Here is a 16,317-nt window from a genome sequence, read left to right as displayed (position 1 = left end):
CTTGCTGTGGATAGATTGTCGATATATCGTCGATAGCAGCAAATGCAACGACGAGCCTTGAAGGAGGCACGATCATGGAACACATGGACAACATCGAACGGGGCCGCGGCCCCTGGCGGCGACTGCGCGCCGAAGAGCAGCAGGGCCCCGAACATCCGCGGATGCGACGTGGCGGACCCCGGGGTCCGCGTGGGGAATTCGGCCCGCGCGGCGACTTCGGACCGCAACGCCACGGTCACGGCCGTGGCTTCGGCCCGGACTTCGGTCCCGGCTTCGGACCCGGCTTCGGACCCGGCCCGCACTTCGGCCGTGGACGCGGCCGGGGCGGGCGCGGCCGGCGCGGCGACGTGCGCGCCGCCATCCTCCTGCTGCTGCAGGAGCGGCCCATGCACGGCTACGAGCTGATCCAGCAGATCCGCGAGAAGAGCCAGGACGTCTGGCGGCCCAGCCCGGGCTCCATCTACCCCGCGCTCGCGCAGCTCGAGGACGAGGGCCTGGTCATCATCGAGAAGGTCGCGGGCCGAAAGACGGCCAAGCTCACCGAATCCGGCGTCGAGTACGTCGAGGCCAACGAGACCGAACTCGGTGATCCCTGGCAGGACGTCAAGGACGGCGTCGGCGATCAGGCTCTGGATCTGCGCGGCCTGATCGGTCAGCTGATGGGAGCGGCCGCACAGGTCGCCGCCGTCGGCACCCCGGAGCAGGCGGCCAAGGCGGCCGAGGTGCTCACCGAGGCCCGGCGCTCGCTCTACCGGATCCTCGCCGAGGACGACACACCCGAAAAGTGATGGCCCCGAAACACCGTTCCCCGCCGGGACTTTCGGACCGGAACGAGTCAAGATCGTGACATGGGACAACAGCGCCCCGTGGATTCTTGTGACATGGGACAACAGAGGCGCCGGACGCGCGGATTCATGCGCCGCGTCGCACCGGCGGGGGTAATGGCGCTGGCGGCCGCCGTGATCGGCACGGCCGCCACACCGACGGGGACAATCGCACAGGCCGCACCCGCGGTGAACTCGGTACTGAAGGTACCGACGCAACAGGGGCCGCCCCAGCCCGAACATCTGGCGGCGGCCCGCTATCTCAAGGAGCACCCGGACGCTGCGCCCCAGGGCGCCAACGACTTCGGCTGCAAGCCGACCGCGGAGCATCCGCGTCCGGTGGTGCTCGCACACGGCACCGACTCCTCGGCCTACTCCGACTACTCGGGCATCGCCCCGCTGCTGGCGCAGGCCGGTATCTGCGTCTTCGCGCTCAACTACGGCGGCACGCCCGGCAAGGACACCTATGGCACCGAGGACGTGTGGCAGAGCTCCGCGCAGATCGGCACCTTCGTCGACCAGGTGCTCGCCGCTACGGGGGCCACACAGGTGGATCTGGTCGGTTTCTCGCAGGGCGCGAGCGTGACCCGCTACTGGATCAACAAGCTCGGCGGCGCGTCGAAGGTCGGGCAGTGGATCGGGCTGGCCTCACCCAGTTACGGCGGGGTCATGTACGGGCTGGTGCCGATCGCCGACGCGGTGCCCGGCATCTACAAGCTCGTCGAGATGGGTTCCTCGCTCGCGGCGGTGCAGCAGGCGGCCGGTGCGCCCTTCATCCGGGATCTGAATGCCGGTGGCGACACGGTGCCCGGTGTGAAATACACGACGATCGGCAGCCGCGTCGATGAAATGATCCAGCCGAACAGCAATGTCGCGCTGCACGGCGCGGGCGCCACCAACATCGTGCTCCAGGATCTCTGCGCCGAGGACCTGACCGGGCATTTCCACCTGGTCTACGACCCGTACGTGCAGCGGCTGGTGGTCAATCTGCTCGATCCCGCGCACCCGGTGACACCGGCCTGCGCGCCGGTCGCGCTGGGTACCGGTATCAGCGATGTCGTGTTGGCGGCGCATTCCTGATCAGGGTGGTCACGGGCGTCCGTAAAATGAGACGACCGTATTTTCGTTATCCATCGGGAGCTGCCCGTGACCATCCAGCCAGTCCGCCTGTTCGGCGATCCGATCCTGCGCGCCCGCGCGGCGGAGGTGCAGACGTTCGACCGGGAGGTGCGCCAGCTGGTGACCGACCTCATCGACACCATGTACGAGAGCGGGGGGGTCGGCATGGCGGCCCCGCAGATCGGGGTCGGGCTACGGGTGTTCGTCTACGACACCGGGGACGCGCAGGGGCATCTGATCAACCCCAGCTACGAGGTGCTCGACGAGCAGACCCAGACCGGACCGGAGGGCTGCCTGTCGATCCCGGGGGTGCGTTTCGATGTGACACGCCCGTTCACGGTGCTCGCGCGCGGTGTCGACATGACCGGTGAGCCGGTGGAATTCCGCGCCGAAGGGCTGCTCGCGCGCTGCGTGCAGCACGAGACCGATCACCTCGACGGCGTACTGTTCCTGCAGCGGCTGGACTCGGCCTCGCGCAAGGAGGCCATGCGGTCGATTCGCGAATCGTCTTGGTTCACACAGGGAATCACGGTGCTGGCCGCCTCCGAGATCGGTGGCGGACGCAGCCGGGAACGGAGCCGCTGATATGCGTCTGGTCTTCGCGGGAACCCCCGAACCGGCGGTGCCGTCGCTGCGGCGGCTCATCGAATCCGAGCGGCACGAGGTGGTCGGGGTGGTGACCCGGCCGGACGCGGTGGCCGGGCGCGGCCGCAAGATCACCCGCTCGCCCATCGGGCGGCTCGCCGACGAGCACGGCATCCCCGTGTTCACGCCCAAACGGCCCTCCGAACCCGAATTCATCGAACAGCTCACGGCTTTGGCGCCGGACTGCTGCCCGGTCGTCGCCTATGGCGCGCTGCTGCCCGAGGCGGTCCTCGACATCCCCCGCCACGGCTGGATCAACCTGCACTTCTCGCTGCTGCCCGCCTGGCGCGGCGCGGCGCCGGTGCAGGCGGCGCTGCTGGCCGGGGACGAATACACCGGCGCGTCCACCTTCCGCATCGAGAAGGGCCTCGACACCGGGCCGGTCTACGGCACCATGACCGAGAAGATCGCGGTCACCGACACCGCGGGCGTGCTCCTGGAGCGCCTCGCCGAAGCCGGTGCGCAGCTGCTGGAATCCACCCTCGACGGCGTGGAAGCCGGTACCGTCCAAGCGGTTCCGCAGCCCCTCGACGGCATCTCCTACGCCCCCAAGGTCGATTCCGAGGCGGGCCGCATCCGCTGGAACCAGCCCGCCCTGGCCATCGGCCGCCGCATCCGCGCGGTCACCCCCGCCCCCGGCGCCTGGACCGAAATCGACGGCAAACGCCTCAAACTCGGCCCCGTCGAAATGGTGGAGGAGGCCCTCCCGGCCCGCACCATCGACATCCGCAAAACCGGCGTCTACATCGGCACCGCCACCACCGCGGTCCGCCTCACCCAGGTCCAGCCCCCGGGCAAACGCATGATGCCCGCCCTGGACTGGGCCCGCGGCGCCCGCCTCGAGGCCGGGACGGTGGTCGAATGACCCGCCCGGAAGACCAAGGCCGCGACGCCGATTCGCGCGGCTCCTCGGGCGACGCCACTCCGCGCCGCGGCTTCCGTCGCAACGTCCCGGCTGGGAATCCCACCGGAACGGGCGCGGCCCCCTGGCGCACGAACAACTCCGCGCAGAGTGATCAGCGCCGTCCGGGTGACGCGCACACCGCGACCCCGCGCAACGGCGGCTCCGCAGACCGCGATGAGCGGCGCGCGGGCTCCGGCCGTGGTGAACGCCAAGCGGGAGAGCGCACTTCGGGCTCCGACCGTTCGAGCGGTGGTGCTCGTGGACGTGACGTGGCTGCCGGTGGCGACCGCAACGGCGGCTGGGATCGCGGGCGCGGCGGATTCTCCGATGGCGGCCGCAATTCGAAACCGGCTCGATCGGCCGGTGGCCCTCGTGGCCGCGATGGCTACGGACCGGGTGCGGGCCGCGACCGCGATTCGGCCGGGCGTGACGACCGTGGACGCGGCTCGGACCGGTCGGGCGATGAGCGCGGGAACGCCGGTGGGCGAAGCGGATTCGCCGCGAGCGACCGCGGTTCCAGGCCGAACCGGCCGCCCGGCGATGCTCGCGATCGCGACAGGTTCGGATCGAGTCCGCGCGGTGGGCGCGACGAGGTCTCGGGCGGGCGGTCCGCCCGAGACGGCGGCCGTGGTGGTGACTCCGGCGCAGATCGTGATCGTGGGGCGCGCGGCGGCTGGGACCGGCGTGGCGGCGGCCGTTCCGGCAGCGGCCACGACGAGGATCGGCGCGGCGGATTCTCCGGTCGGGATTCGGGGTCGGGGGATGACCGTAACGGGAGGGGTGGATCCGGTGGTGGTCGCGACGGGGACCGGCCGGGTGCGGGACGGAGGAGTGGTGCGCCGGGCGGAGGCTCGTCCGGTCGCGGCATGTCCGGTCGCGGTGGCGGGAAATCGCAGGGCGCTCGCGGTGATTCGTCCGGCGGCTGGGCGGAGCGCGGTGATCAGCTTTCGGGTGGCCGGGATTCCGGTGGGGCCGCGGCGCGGCGGGCCGAGAAGGCCGGGGCCGATCCGGTGCGGATCGTGGCTCGGGATGTGTTGCGAGCTGTGCGGGAGCGGGATGCTTACGCGAATCTGGTGTTGCCGGGGCTGCTTCGGGAGCGGCACATCAGTGGGCGCGACGCCGCCTTGGCGACGGAATTGACCTATGGCACTGCGCGATCGCTGGGGCTGCTGGATGCGGTGATCGCCGATTGCGCGGGGCGCAGTGTCGAGGAGATCGACGGGCCGCTGCTGGATGCGTTGCGGCTGGGCACCTATCAGTTGTTGCGGACCCGGATCGGGGCGCATGCGGCGGTGGATACGTCGGTGGCGTTGGCGCGGACCGAGTTCGGGCAGGGGCGGGCCGGGTTCGTGAACGCGGTGCTGCGGCGGGTGGCCGAGCGCACGCCCGAGGAGTGGGTGCAGCGGCTCGCACCCGAGGATCCGTTGGCGCACTTGGCGTTCGAGTACGCGCATCCGGTGTGGATCGCGCAGGCGTTCGCGGACGCGCTGGGGGAGCGGGCCGGGGAACTGCGCGAGGTGCTCGAGGCCGATGACGCCCGGCCCGCGGTGCACCTGGTGGCACGGCCCGGGGAGATCACCGCCGAGGAATTGGCGCTCGTCACCGGTGGCGAGGAAGGGCGCTGGTCGCCGTACGCGGTGTACCTCGACGGCGGCGACCCGGGGAAGCTGGAACCGGTCCGCGAGGGCATGGCCGCGGTGCAGGACGAGGGCAGTCAGCTTGTCGCCCTGGCCCTCACGCGTGCCCCGCTCGCGGGCGCGGACAACGGCCGCTGGCTCGACCTGTGCGCCGGACCGGGCGGCAAGACCGCACTGCTGGCCGCGATCGCCGATATCGACGGCTTCCACGTGGACGCGGTCGAACCGGCCGAGCACCGTGCGGATCTGGTACGCCAGGCCACTCGCGGCATGCCGGTGGACGTCCACGTGGCAGACGGCCGCGACAGCGGTCTGGAGCCCGGTTTCGACCGCATTCTGGTCGACGCCCCGTGCACCGGCCTGGGCGCGTTGCGCCGCCGCCCGGAGGCCCGCTGGCGTCGCCAGCCCTCCGACGTCCGCGACCTGGTCGCATTGCAGCGCGAACTGCTGACCGCCGCATGGGATCTCGTCCGCCCCGGCGGTGTGGTGGTCTACTCGACCTGCTCCCCGCATCTCCCGGAAACCGTCGCGGTGGTAGCCGACATCGTCCGCCACACCGGCGCCGAGCAACTCGACACCCGCGAACTGCTCCCGGGCGTCCCCGACCTCGGCGACGGCCCCGGCGCCCAACTGTGGCCCCACCGCCACGGCACCGACGCCATGTTCCTGGCGGCTCTGCGCAAGCCCCTGACCCCCTGACCAATCCACCCTGAATCCGCCGAGTGGCAAACCCTCGAGGGAGGACACAACCCCTCCAGGGTTTGCCACTCGATGGCATGGGCGTGGACTAGTCGGGGACGTTCTGGGCTAGTTCTTCCCGCCAGGCCGCGGCGGAGGCGTCGCTGGGGGCTCGCCAGTCGCCGCGGGGGGAGAGGGAGCCGCCGGAGCCGACCTTGGGGGCGTTGGGGAGGGTGGAGCGTTTGAATTGGCTGGTCTGGATGAAGCGGCGGAGGAATTCGGCCAGCCAGGTTTTGATGGATTTCAGGTCGTATTCGTGGCGCTGGTCGGCGGGGATGAGGTCGGGCCAGCTGCCCCGGGTGGGGTCGGACCAGGCGTGGTGGGACAGGTAGGCGATGCGGCTGGGGAGGTCGCCGAAGCGGAGCAGGTGGTAGAGGTGGAAGTCCTGGAGTTCGTAGGGGCCCACGGTGGCCTCGGAGCTCTGGGCGGGGGCGTCGCCGTCGCCGGGGATGAGTTCGGGGGAGATCTCGGTGGTGAGAATGGATTTCAGGACCTCGCCCGCCTCGGGGCCCAGGCCGTCGGTGTCGATGGTCCAGGCGACGAGATATTTGATGAGGGTCTTGGGGACCGAGGCGTTCACGCTGTAGTGGGCCATGTGGTCGCCCACGCCGAAAGTGCACCAGCCCAGGGCCAGTTCGCTCAGGTCACCGGTGCCGATGAACAGGGCATTGTGCATATTGGCCAGCCGGAACAGGTGTGAGGTGCGCTCACCGGCCTGCACGTTCTCATAGGTGATGTCGTACTGCGGAACACCGTCGGCCGCAGGGTGGTTCAGGTCCCGCAGCATCTGGGTGGCCGAGGGCCGGATGTCGATCTCGTGTGCGGTGGCCCCGACCGCGCGCATGAGCCGCCGCGCGCCCTCCAGGGTCCGGCTGCTGGTGCCGAATCCGGGCATGGTGTAGGCCAGCACATTCGAGCGCGGCAGGCCCAGGCGGTCCATGGTCTTGGCGGCGACGATCAACGCCACCGTGGAGTCGAGCCCGCCCGACACCCCGATCACCACCCGCTGCGACCCGGTGGCCGCCAATCGCGTGCCCAACCCCTCCACCTGGATGCGATGCACCTCCGCGCAGCGCTCGTTACGGCGGACCGGATCGGCGGGAACGTACGGGAACCGCGGGATCTCGCGCCGCAGCGGGACCGTCCCGCCCGGGACCGGCAGCTCGACCTCGATGCGCCGGAACCGCGCCAGCCGCTCCCGATGATCGTGCACGGTGTCGGCGAAACTGGTGGTGCGCAACCGGTCCGCCGCCAGCCGCCGCAGATCCACATCGGCCGTCACCACCTGCGGATGCGCCGCAAACCGCTCACCCTCGGCCAGCACATTGCCGTTCTCGCACACCAGCGCCTGCCCGTCCCAGGCCATATCGGTGGTCGACTCGCCGTGCCCGGCAGCCGAATACAGGTAGGCGGCGATGTAGCGCGCCGAATGCGAGGTGCACAGCTCGCGCCGGTAGTCGGCCTTGCCGATGACGATATTGCTGGCCGACAGATTCACCAGCACGCTCGCCCCGGCCAGCGCCGCGAAACCGCTGGGCGGCAACGGCACCCAGCCGTCCTCGCAGATCTCGAGGTGGAAGGTGAACTCCGGCAGTTTGATCGCGGTGAACAGCAGATCGGCTCCGAACGGCACCCGCTGCCCGGCGATCACGATGTGGTCGTCGAGGGCCTCGCGCGCCGCCGCGAACTGCCGCTTCTCGTAGAACTCGCGATAGTTCGGCAGATAGCTCTTGGGCGCGGCCCCGAGCACCCGGCCACGGTGAATCACGATGCCGCAGTGGAACAGCCGCCCCTGCGCCCGCACCGGCGCGCCCACCGCCAGCACTGTGTCGATGCCCGCGCTCTCGGCGACCACCCGTTCGAGCGCCGCACCGACCGCGGCGTCCAGGGCGTCCTGATGGAACAGGTCATCGGCGGTATAGCTGGACAGCCCCAGCTCGGGAAACACCGTCAGCACCGCGTGCTCGGCGGCGGCGCGCCGGGCCAGCAGCAGCGTCTGCTCGGCATTGAACCCCGGATCGGCGACCCGCACCGGCGGCACCGCCACCGCGACCCGCGCGAATCCGTGCCGATACAGCGAATCGAACGGCAGCTCCGTCAACACCGACCCCTTTGCTCCGGCCGAGGTGATCATGGTCTGACCGCAATCTACCGATGCCGGGGACCTGCCGGGTGACCGGCCACGGCGCAGTCGTTCGCGGCCGCGCCGGGGAATCACTCGCGGGCGGACTGCTCCCGCAGGCGGGCAAGGGTTTTGGCCAGGATCCGCGAGACGTGCATCTGGGAGATGCCCATCTGCTGGGCGATCTGGGTCTGTGTCATGGATTCGAAGAACCGCATGGTCAGAATGCGGCGTTCGCGTTCGGGCAGCCCGGCCAGCAGCGGCCGGATCGCCACGTACTCCTCGACCCGGTCGAACTGCGACTCCTCCTCGCCGAGCGTGTCCAGTAGCGAGGCCTCGGTGTCGCGCCCGACCGATACGGCGTCGATGCTGCTGGGCTGGTAGGCGTTTCCGGCGATCACCGCCTGGGTGACCTCGTCGGCCTCGATGCCCAGTTCGGCGGCGATCTCCTTGGCCGTCGGGGAGCGGCCCAGCTGCTGGGACAGCGCGTCGATGGCCGAGCCGATGCGCAGGTGGGTCTCCTTGACCCGGCGCGGCACCCGCATGGCCCAGGTGTTGTCGCGGAAATAGCGGCGGACCTCGCCCATGATGGTGGGCACCGCGAAGGACAGGAAGTTCGAGCCGCGCGAGATGTCGAAGCGGTCCACCGCGTGCACCAGCCCGACCCGGGCGACCTGGGTGAGATCGTCGAAAGGCTCACCGCGCCCACTGAACTTGCGCGCGATGTGATCGGCCAGCGGGATGCAGCGGTTGATCAGCTCGCCGCGCAGCGCGGCGCGCCGCCCGGAACCCGGTGCGGCGGCGGCCAGTTCCTCGAACAGGGTGGTGACATCGTCATAGCCGGAGACGCTGCGCGCGACCTCCTCCGCCTCCTCGGCATCGACGGTCTCCTCGGCCTCGTTCTCCTCGAGTGCCCCGTTCTCCTCTGGGGTGTCGGCGTCCTCGGAGCCGGGGTGTTCGGGCTGGTTCGGGTCTGGTGTTGCTGTGGACACGTCTGCTCCGTCGGTCACTACGCCTTCCCCCGGACCCGCCGGAACTGCACGGCGGTCGGGTAGCCGGAGAGCGCCGGATCGAAGGGTTCCTGATCGGCGGTGACCTCATCGGAGAGCGTGCGCAGCACATGCCAGCCGAAGCTGCGCTGATCCGGTAGCCCCTCGGCCGCCGCGATGCCGCTCACCCGCACGATCAAGTCGGACTCGCCGACGGTGAACAGGCACTGCAGCGTGGTGCCGGGCGCGGCCAGGGCGATCACCGTGGAGGCGGCCTCGTCCACGGCGAGCCGGATGTCGGCCACCTCGTCGAGGGTGAAATCGCTGAGCAGCACCAGGGTTTCGGCGAGTCCGCGCACGATGGGCAACTGGGAGACGGAGGCGGCGACGCCGATCTCGACCGGTGTGCCGCGCAATCCTTGTTCCGCCGAAATGTTGATCACCCTGTTAAGGCTACCCATTCCGGCGCGCGGCAATCAGCCATTCACGGTGACGATGGAGGACACACCGGCTGCCGATACACTTCGCCATGTGTGCACCTCTTCCTCCCCTTTCCAGCGGCCCGCGCCGATGATCGCCCCCTCCATCCTCTCCGCCGACTTCTCCCGTCTCGCGGATGAGTTGAAGGCCATCGAGGGCGCCGACTGGGTGCACGTCGACGTCATGGACAACCACTTCGTGCCCAACCTGACGCTCGGTTTGCCGATCGTGCAAAGCCTTTTGAAGGTCACCGACATTCCGATGGACTGCCATCTGATGATCGAGAACCCGGAACGCTGGGCCCCCGGATACGCGGAGGCGGGCGCCTACAACGTCACCTTCCACGCCGAGGCCACCGACAATCCGATCGCGGTGGCGCGCGACATCCGCGCCGCGGGCGCCAAGGCGGGCCTGTCGGTCAAGCCGAACACCCCGATCGAGCCCTACCTCGAGATCCTGCGCGAGTTCGACACCCTGCTGGTGATGAGCGTCGAACCCGGTTTCGGCGGACAGTCTTTCATCGCGCACGTGCTCGACAAGGCCAAGCAGGTGCGCCGCCTGGTCGACGCCGGGGAGCTGCGCCTGGTGGTGGAGATCGACGGCGGCATCAATATGGACACCATCGAGCAGGCCGCCGAGGCCGGGGTGGACTGCTTCGTGGCCGGTTCCGCGGTGTACGGCACCCCGGACCCGGCCGCGACCGTGGAAGCCTTGCGGCAGAAGGTGATCGCGGTCGAGACGGCCTCCGCGTAGCGGAATGAACCGGGCGTAGCGGACCGAACCGGACCGGCGGTCAGCGTCGGAGCAGCGCCTCGATCACCGATTCCAGCGGCGGCACGGTGTCCATGGAATCGGGGGAGTGGATCCAGGTGCGGTAGCCCGTCCGCTCGTCATCGGCGGACGGGAGCACCACCTGTGCACCCGAGCACGCGACGGTGGCGTAGAGCCGGAACAGCGCCGCGGCCACCGATTTGCTCAGTGTGTCCGGGCGGGCCGGGCCGGTGATGAAGGTCCAGCGCCGGGCGCGGGGATTATGCACGACCGGACCGGCCAGATCGGCCTGGGTCAGCCGATGCTGGACGCGTTCGCCCAGGTCGGCGGGCATGGTGATGGCTCCGTAACGATTGCCTATCTCCAACAGGATGTGTCGTGACGTCGGATCTATCGATGCCGGCAGGTGAAATTCGCGCCGATACTGCACGCAGCGAACTTCGAGCGCTGTATCGAGAAACGTGGTCACGCCGCACCCCCAACTGTGCCGAATGTGTTGTCTGCCACCTGGATCCGACCCGCGCGGGGGCAAACCTTCCTTCGTTCGTATGGTTGCGATGACCGTCTCCGGCCTGGATCGGCCGATGGACGCCGGGACCGTTCTACGTTGAACTGCACCGTTCTGCGTTGAACCGCTCTGGGAGAAAGTTGAACTGCGGGAATCAGCCGCATAACAATCTTGCGTCCATTTTCGCTGCTGCGCAAGATTCTGGTGTAAGCGAGTCGTGGATTGGGTACCACCGGCCATCGGCCCAGGTCAGGCCATTCGTGAAACCGGTAAATTCCGACCTTTCAATTGGTTGTATCGCATAATTCGGACAATATGCTGATCGCAAGTTGGCATATGCCCGATTTCATCTGACGCCCGGTATCCAACTCTCCAGTGAACAAGGCCGCATGTCGCCTACGACCCGCCGTCGTTAGGCTGAGGGGGACGACCGTTCGCGCCGGGAATACCCCACGCCGCGCGGGCTGTTGCCGCAAGCGGAGAACGCACAGGCGAACGGGAGAGGTAAGGCATGTTCACAGGCATCGTCGAGGAGCTGGGCGAGATCGTCGCCACCGAACAGCTGGGCGACTCGGCGCGACTGACCATTCGCGGTCCCCTGGTGACCTCCGATGCCGGACACGGTGATTCGATCGCCGTCAACGGCGTCTGCCTCACCGTCGTGGATCAGCAGGTGCGGGGCAACACCTTCACCGTGGACGTCATGGCCGAGACCCTCGACCGCTCCAGCATCGGCGGCCTGTCGGTCGGCTCCCGGGTGAACTTGGAACGCGCCGCGGCCGTGAACAGCCGCCTGGGCGGCCACATCGTGCAGGGCCACGTCGACGGCACCGGCACCATCGTCTCCCGCACCCCCTACGAGAACTGGGAGGTCGTGCGAATCTCCCTGCCCGACAGCATTGCCCGTTACGTCGTCGAGAAGGGCTCCATCACCGTGGACGGCATCTCGCTGACCGTCTCGGGCATCGGCATCGCCGACGAGGTCTTCGCCGACGGCGCCAAGGACTGGTTCGAGGTCTCCCTCATTCCCACCACGCGCGAGCTCACCACCCTGGGCACCGCCCCGGTCGGCACGGTCGTGAATCTCGAAGTCGACATCATCGCCAAGTACGTCGAACGGCTCGTGCAGCGCGGTTGATCTACCCGCGAGGCCGGAGGCGGCGCAAAACGGACACCGTCGCTGGCTTACTGTAATGAGGCACCTAATTCGAGATGGAGCACAACAGACGTGACCAGGTTCGACACCATCGAGCGCGCAGTCGCCGACATCGCCGCCGGTAAGGCGGTCGTCGTCGTCGACGACGAGGGCCGGGAGAACGAGGGCGACCTCATCTTCGCGGCGGAGAAGGCAACACCCGAGCTCGTGGCCTTCATGATCCGCTACACCTCCGGTTACATCTGTGTGCCGCTGACCGGCGCGGACTGCGACCGCCTCGGCCTGCCCCCGATGTACGGGGTCAATCAGGACAAGCACGGCACCGCCTACACCGTGGCCGTCGACGCCCGCGAGGGCATCAGCACCGGCATCTCGGCCGCCGACCGCGCCACCACCATGCGCGTGCTCGCCGACCCGGCCTCCAAGTCCGACGACCTGACCCGCCCGGGCCACGTGGTTCCGTTGCGCGCCAAGGACGGTGGCGTGCTGCGCCGTCCCGGCCACACCGAGGCCGCCGTGGATCTGGCCCGCATGGCCGGGCTCGGCCCCGCCGGCGTCATCTGCGAGATCGTCAGCCAGAAGAACGAAGGCGATATGGCGCGCACCGACGAGTTGCGCGTCTTCGCCGACGAACACGATCTGGCGCTCATCTCCATCGCCGACATGATCGCCTGGCGCCGCCGCAACAAGAAGCACGTCAAGCAGGTGGCCGAGGCCAAGCTGCCCACCGAGTTCGGCGACTTCCGGGCCATCGGCTACGCGTCGGAGTACGACGACGCCGAGCACGTCGCCCTGGTCATGGGCGACATCGGTGACGGCAAGGATGTGCTCGTGCGCGTGCACTCGGAATGCCTGACCGGTGACGCCTTCGGCTCGCTGCGCTGCGACTGCGGCCCGCAGCTCGACGCCGCGCTGGCGATGATCGCCGAACAGGGTCGCGGCGTGCTGCTCTACATGCGCGGGCACGAGGGCCGCGGCATCGGGCTGCTGCACAAGCTGCAGGCCTACCAGTTGCAGGACGGCGGCGCGGACACCGTGGACGCCAACCTGGACCTGGGCCTGCCCGCCGACGCCCGCGACTACGGCATCGGCGCGCAGATCCTGGTCGATCTGGGCATCACCTCGATGCGGCTGCTCACCAACAACCCGGACAAGCGCGCGGGCATCGAGGGCTACGGCCTGTCGATCAGCGAGCGCGTCCCGATGCCGGTGCGCGCCAACAAGCACAACCTGCGCTACCTGCGCACCAAGCGGGACCGGATGGGACACGACCTGGTCGGCCTGGAAGACTTGGACCTGGGCGAAACCGCCAACTGAGCGCTGTCCCAACCGACTACGCGCGCGCAAACCGACTACGAGAGGGCGGAACAACGATGAGCGGTACGGGCGTACCGACATTCGAGCTCGCCGATGCCAAGGACCTCAAGCTGGGGATCGTGGCCTCGCGCTGGCACACCACCATCTGCGACGCGCTGGTCGCGAACGCGGAGCAGACCGCGCGGGCGGCCGGAGTCGCCGACATCACCGTGGTGCGCGTCGCCGGTGCCATGGAGCTGCCGGTGGTGGCGCAGGCGCTGGCCCGCACCCACGACGCGGTGGTCGCGCTGGGCGTCGTGATCCGCGGCGGGACACCACATTTCGAGTACGTGTGCGATTCGGTGACCGCCGGGCTGACCCGGGTGTCCCTCGACGAGAGCACCCCGGTTACCAATGGCGTGCTCACCGTGAACACCGAGGAGCAGGCCCTCGATCGGGCGGGCCTGCCGGGTGCGGCCGAGAACAAGGGCGAGCAGGCGGCCGCGGCCGCCCTCGACGCCGCGCTCACCCTGCGCGAACTCACCCAGACGGTCTGATCGTCGGTATGGAGCAGCAGAAGGTGGAGTCCGGGCAACCGATGGCCGAGTCGAATCCCGAATGGGATCTGGAAGTGCGACCCCACCACGCCATCCTCACCGTGCGCATCGTGGCCGCGATACTGGCCGCCATCTTCATCTTCGGCGGTTTCGTGCTGCGGCACGGCTCCACCGGCGTGAACTTCCGGGTCTCCGACCAGATCGGGCTCATGCTCTTCGGCCTGCTGCTCGCCGGTGGCGTGCTGACCCTCACCCGGCCCCGGGTGCGGGTCGGCGAACGCGGCGTCATGGTGCGCAATATCGTGGGCGACAATCTGTTCGCATGGAAGGACATTCGCGGGATCTCCTTCCCGGACAAGAAGTCCTGGGCCCGGCTGGAACTCGCCCACGACGAGTACGTGCCCCTGATGGCCATCCGCTCCAACGACAAGATGCGCGCCGCCGAGGCCATGGACCGCTTCCGCGAACTCGGCGCGAAGTACAGCGCCGAGAATCAGGACTGAGCAACCGGATCCGGCGTCGAGCCCCGGGCCGCGTCGGCCGCCGCGTGGCGAATTCGCCACGGCGCCAACGGTATCAGGATCCGCGCCGATTCCGCTAGCGCGGGCTGCCCAGCACCGCGCCCTCGCGGCGGGGGTCCGCGCTGCCGATCCAGCCGTCGCCGTCGCGGGCCAGCGCCGACAGGCCGCTGGACTGCGGGGCCACCGAGACCTGATCGCCCTGCTGCCGTAGCGCGAGGACCAGGGGGTCGTGATCGCCCTTGTCGGCCGCGTTCACCGCGGGATGTTCGCCGCCGAGATTGGTGGTGGGTGTGTTGTTCGCGCCGAAGTCGATCATCGAGACGGCCTGCTGCGGGTTCAGGCCCCAATCCAGCATGCCCACCAGGGTTTTCACCACGAACTGGATGATGACCGCGCCGCCGGGGGAGCCGGTGACGTGGCTGAGCTGCCCGCGGGTGCCGTCGGGGTTGCGGTCGAAGACCAGGGTCGGAGCCATGGAGCTGCGGGGTCGCTTGCCCGGGTCGAGGCGGTTGGCGATCGGGTTGCCGTCCTTGTCGAGGGGTTCGGCGGAGAAGTCGGTGAGCTGGTTGTTGAGTATGAAGCCGTCGACGAAATGGAAGGAGCCGAAGGCGGATTCGACGGTGGTGGTCATGGCCGCGGCATTGCCGTACTCGTCGACGATGGAGACGTGACTGGTGCCGTGCTCGGGCTGCTGCGGGCCGTTGCCGATCGGGACCGGGCCGAAATCGCCGGGCTTGGCGGTGCCCATGCTCTTGTTCGGGTCGATCAGGCCCGCGCGCTGCTTCAGATAGGTCGGATCCAGCAGGGTCTGGGGCGAATTGCCCGGCAGCGGAACGAAATCCGCGTCGGCGATGTACTTGTCGCGGTCGGCGTAGGCCAGCCGCTCGGCCTCGGCGATCAGGTGCACGGCCGCGGCGGTGGGCCTGCCGCCGTCGCGCGCGGTGTTGCCGTCGCCCGCGGCGTCGGTCGGCTTCATCGACGCCAGGTCGAAATTGGACAGGATGCCCAGTGCCGCCTCCACCGTGATGCCGCCCGAGGACGGGTTGGGCATGCCGCAGATCTCGTGGTTGCGGTACGGCGAGCACACCGCGGTGCGCTTCTTGGCCTGGTAGGACTGTAGATCCGCGAGCGCCAGCAGGCCCGGGGTGCGGCCGCCGGAGGTCAGCGCGGTGTTGTCGACGATGTCGGCGGCGATCGCCCCGGTATAGAAGGCGTTCGCGCCGTCGGTCGCGATGGCCGAGAGCGTCTTGCCGAAGGCCGGATTGGTGAGCGTGGTGCCCGAGGTCTTCGGACTGCCGTCCGTCAGCAGGAAATACGCCTTGGCATTGTCGTCGCGGGCCAGATCGGCCTTGGAAGCGGCGATCTGACCGGCCATCCGCGGGGAGATCTCGAAGCCCTGATCGGCGAGATCGATCGCCGGGGTGAACAGATCCTTCCAGGACTGCTTGCCGTGTTCGTCGTGGGCCTGCTCCAGCAGCCGCAGCACGCCGGGCACGCCGATCGAGCGGCCGCTGGCGCGCGCGTTCGGTTGCGGCACAGTGTGATCCGCGGCGCTGATGTAGCGCAGATAGTCCTCGGTGGCGGCCGCGGGGGCGGTCTCGCGGCCGTCGTAGGCGTCGACGGAGCGGGTGGTGGCGTCGTAGTACATCAGGAACGCGCCGCCGCCGATGCCGCTGGCCTGCGGCTCCACCAGATTCAGCACGGTCTGCGCCACGATGAGCGCGTCCGCGGCGGTGCCGCCGTCGCGCAGCACCTTGCAAGCCGCCTCGGTCGCAACGGGATTCGCGGTGGAGACCGCGAAATCGCCGGTGCGCACGGGCGTCATGCCGGTGCGGTAGCCGGTGGCGATCTCCGGGCGCAGGGCCAGATTGGTGCCGGTGGGCCCGGTCGGCACCCCGGAGGTGACGGGAGTTCCATTGGCGGACACCGTGCATGACGCGGTGTGATTCGCCGACGACGAACAGGCGGTCAGCAATCCGGCCAGCAGGAGCAGAGCGGCAGCGCCGCCCGCGGTGCGTCTCGAGCGCCTCATGACCGGACTCTAGTGTCG

At 69.2% G+C, this 16,317-nt stretch carries 15 protein-coding genes; 10 read left to right on the top strand and 5 right to left on the bottom strand.

Features of this window, described 5'->3' with window-relative positions; translation table 11 throughout:
* The first annotated feature begins 74 nt into the window (after positions 1 to 74).
* From NS2_RS19975 to NS2_RS19955, 5 genes are all read left to right on the top strand, one after another.
* On the top strand, positions 75 to 788 hold the full coding sequence (locus NS2_RS19975; protein WP_370737287.1) for a PadR family transcriptional regulator: 714 nt from the start codon (positions 75 to 77) through the stop codon (positions 786 to 788).
* Between the two features lie 93 nt (positions 789 to 881).
* Entirely contained in the window at positions 882 to 1,904 is a 1,023-nt protein-coding gene (locus tag NS2_RS19970; RefSeq protein ID WP_230464363.1) for an esterase/lipase family protein, read from the top strand.
* Positions 1,905 to 1,970: 66 nt separating this feature from the next.
* Entirely contained in the window at positions 1,971 to 2,528 is a 558-nt protein-coding gene (def, locus tag NS2_RS19965; protein ID WP_033086950.1) for a peptide deformylase, read from the top strand.
* Between the two features lies 1 nt (position 2,529).
* On the top strand, positions 2,530 to 3,453 hold the full coding sequence (gene fmt, locus NS2_RS19960) for a methionyl-tRNA formyltransferase (protein WP_033086951.1): 924 nt from the start codon (positions 2,530 to 2,532) through the stop codon (positions 3,451 to 3,453).
* Between the two features lie 905 nt (positions 3,454 to 4,358).
* Positions 4,359 to 5,828 carry an RsmB/NOP family class I SAM-dependent RNA methyltransferase gene (locus NS2_RS19955; RefSeq protein ID WP_033086952.1) on the top strand — a complete coding sequence of 490 codons (1,470 nt, stop codon included), beginning with the start codon at positions 4,359 to 4,361 and terminating at the stop codon, positions 5,826 to 5,828.
* Positions 5,829 to 5,916: 88 nt separating this feature from the next.
* On the opposite strand, the gene NS2_RS19950 is transcribed toward NS2_RS19955, so the two are convergent.
* The 3 genes from NS2_RS19950 to NS2_RS19940 all read right to left on the bottom strand — a co-directional run bounded on the left by NS2_RS19950 (position 5,917) and on the right by NS2_RS19940 (position 9,421).
* Positions 5,917 to 7,968, bottom strand: coding sequence for an NAD(+) synthase (locus tag NS2_RS19950; RefSeq protein WP_261772296.1), 2,052 nt, complete (start codon positions 7,966 to 7,968; stop codon positions 5,917 to 5,919).
* Between the two features lie 113 nt (positions 7,969 to 8,081).
* Positions 8,082 to 8,981 carry a SigB/SigF/SigG family RNA polymerase sigma factor gene (locus NS2_RS19945; RefSeq protein ID WP_033086977.1) on the bottom strand — a complete coding sequence of 300 codons (900 nt, stop codon included), beginning with the start codon at positions 8,979 to 8,981 and terminating at the stop codon, positions 8,082 to 8,084.
* Between the two features lie 17 nt (positions 8,982 to 8,998).
* On the bottom strand, positions 8,999 to 9,421 hold the full coding sequence (locus NS2_RS19940) for an ATP-binding protein (RefSeq protein ID WP_033086953.1): 423 nt from the start codon (positions 9,419 to 9,421) through the stop codon (positions 8,999 to 9,001).
* 127 nt (positions 9,422 to 9,548) lie between these two features.
* Here NS2_RS19940 and rpe point away from each other — a divergent pair, with 127 nt between their 5' ends.
* Entirely contained in the window at positions 9,549 to 10,211 is a 663-nt protein-coding gene (gene rpe, locus NS2_RS19935; protein WP_033086954.1) for a ribulose-phosphate 3-epimerase, read from the top strand.
* Between the two features lie 40 nt (positions 10,212 to 10,251).
* Here the strand turns inward: rpe and NS2_RS19930 are convergent, their stop codons facing one another.
* Positions 10,252 to 10,563 (bottom strand): hypothetical protein, encoded by a 312-nt coding sequence (locus NS2_RS19930; protein ID WP_228102835.1) that lies wholly within the window; start codon positions 10,561 to 10,563, stop codon positions 10,252 to 10,254.
* Between the two features lie 685 nt (positions 10,564 to 11,248).
* Between NS2_RS19930 and NS2_RS19925 the strand changes: the two genes are divergently transcribed.
* From NS2_RS19925 to NS2_RS19910, 4 genes are all read left to right on the top strand, one after another.
* Positions 11,249 to 11,875 (top strand): riboflavin synthase, encoded by a 627-nt coding sequence (locus NS2_RS19925; protein ID WP_033086956.1) that lies wholly within the window; start codon positions 11,249 to 11,251, stop codon positions 11,873 to 11,875.
* Positions 11,876 to 11,965: 90 nt separating this feature from the next.
* Complete coding sequence (locus tag NS2_RS19920; protein ID WP_033086957.1) at positions 11,966 to 13,210, top strand: bifunctional 3,4-dihydroxy-2-butanone-4-phosphate synthase/GTP cyclohydrolase II; 1,245 nt, start codon at positions 11,966 to 11,968, stop codon at positions 13,208 to 13,210.
* A 56-nt stretch (positions 13,211 to 13,266) separates the two neighbouring features.
* The gene (gene ribH / locus NS2_RS19915) at positions 13,267 to 13,746 is read left to right on the top strand and encodes a 6,7-dimethyl-8-ribityllumazine synthase (protein WP_033086958.1); all 480 of its coding nucleotides are present in this window, start codon (positions 13,267 to 13,269) and stop codon (positions 13,744 to 13,746) included.
* 8 nt (positions 13,747 to 13,754) lie between these two features.
* A complete protein-coding gene (locus NS2_RS19910; RefSeq protein ID WP_228102834.1) occupies positions 13,755 to 14,249 on the top strand; it encodes a PH domain-containing protein in 495 nt (164 codons plus the stop codon).
* 94 nt (positions 14,250 to 14,343) lie between these two features.
* On the opposite strand, the gene NS2_RS19905 is transcribed toward NS2_RS19910, so the two are convergent.
* Entirely contained in the window at positions 14,344 to 16,299 is a 1,956-nt protein-coding gene (locus NS2_RS19905) for a gamma-glutamyltransferase family protein (RefSeq protein ID WP_033086959.1), read from the bottom strand.
* Positions 16,300 to 16,317: the final 18 nt, after the last annotated feature.

It is taken from the genome of Nocardia seriolae NBRC 15557, assembly GCF_007990715.1.
GTDB lineage: Bacteria > Actinomycetota > Actinomycetes > Mycobacteriales > Mycobacteriaceae > Nocardia > Nocardia seriolae.
Note: the sequence above shows the minus strand (reverse complement) of the source record. Positions and strands in the feature narration are given on the sequence as shown.